The sequence below is a fragment of the Sphingomonas sp. CFBP 13603 genome, assembly GCF_014892665.1.
Classification (GTDB): domain Bacteria; phylum Pseudomonadota; class Alphaproteobacteria; order Sphingomonadales; family Sphingomonadaceae; genus Sphingomonas.
This window is the reverse complement of record NZ_JADBIA010000027.1, coordinates 1-1071: the sequence shown is the minus strand read 5'-3', so window position 1 is coordinate 1071 and position 1071 is coordinate 1. Positions and strand designations below refer to the sequence as shown.

3 protein-coding genes are annotated in these 1071 nt (G+C 64.3%); all 3 read left to right on the top strand.

Features of this window, described 5'->3' with window-relative positions:
• Positions 1-479 (top strand): OB-fold nucleic acid binding domain-containing protein (locus IFR23_RS19955; RefSeq protein ID WP_244655820.1); only part of this gene is annotated, 479 nt, incomplete at its 5' end.
• Positions 479-766 carry a hypothetical protein gene (locus tag IFR23_RS19950; protein ID WP_056015342.1) on the top strand — a complete coding sequence of 96 codons (288 nt, stop codon included), beginning with the start codon at positions 479-481 and terminating at the stop codon, positions 764-766. The genes IFR23_RS19955 and IFR23_RS19950, both read left to right, overlap by 1 nt.
• 2 nt (positions 767-768) lie before the next feature.
• Positions 769-1071 (top strand): hypothetical protein (locus IFR23_RS19945; RefSeq protein WP_197978570.1); only part of this gene is annotated, 303 nt, incomplete at its 3' end.

Here is a 1071-nt window from a genome sequence, read left to right as displayed (position 1 = left end):
GGCGTGGCGTGACCAAATGCGCGGACCTGGCCACCATCCGCGATGGAAGGCATGTGGAGGTCGCCGGCATCATTCTCGTTCGCCAGAAGCCGGGGTCTGCCAAGGGCGTGCTGTTCATCACGATCGAAGATGAGACCGGCATCGCCAACGGCATTCTGTGGCCCGATCGGTTCGAGCGCCAGCGCCGCACCGTGATGTCCGCGTCGATGATCGGCATGAAGGGCAGGGTGCAGAAGGAGGGCGAGGTCATCCACGTCATCTGCGACCGGATCATCGACCATGGCGATCTACTGCACAGGGTCGGCGAAATGTCGTTCCCGCACCGGACCGGCCGCGGTGACGGCGCGAAACATGCGGGCTCCCCTGACCGCGGCGACAAGGGCTGGAACCCTGCCCCTCGCAACGCTTACTGGCCGCCCCATGCGGACGGCATGGATCCGGAAGCCGTCGTGAAGTTCAAATCTCACGACTTTCATTGATGGCCAAGCTCGTCCGTCATCAGCGCGTTGTCATCGCGCTATCGGTGCATATCCTGCGCGGCGGTGTCGCGCGCTGCTCTGACGCCCGCGTCGATGTCGTCGAGATCCGGTTGGCGCTGCGCTGTCTGCTGCCGCACTGCCCGGAACGCTGGCCACTCGAACTCTACTGGGACGCCGCAGCCCAAGAGAACGAGATCGGCAGGGCGCAGGGCGTGACCGCGGCCTTCAACGGGATCGTCCGCCAGCTGCGGCGCGCCGGCTGTTATGAAGAGGTGTCCGAACCGTGAGTATGCGATTACCGCGAGCAGCCGTTGCTCGCGTTCCCGACGGCACGCGGATCGTCAGCATCGAGCGCATGTCGCGGGCCTTCACCAAATACCATCTGGATGACGGACGCGCACTGCACCGGTTCAAGATGGAAGAGCCGCATGCGACGCCGCATGACCACCCCTGGAGCTTCGAGACGGAGATCCTCGATGGCGGCTATGTCGAAGAGGTGTTCCACCTGGATCCGAGCGGCGGTTGGCACAGCGAACGCGTTCACCGGCTTCCCGGCAAAACCTATCATGTCGATGCCGCGCACATTCACCGG

Bases quoted from the DNA above. Each gene is read 5' to 3' on its own strand.
- IFR23_RS19950 (WP_056015342.1), top strand. From the start codon at position 479: ATGGCCAAGCTCGTCCGTCATCAGCGCGTTGTCATCGCGCTATCGGTG.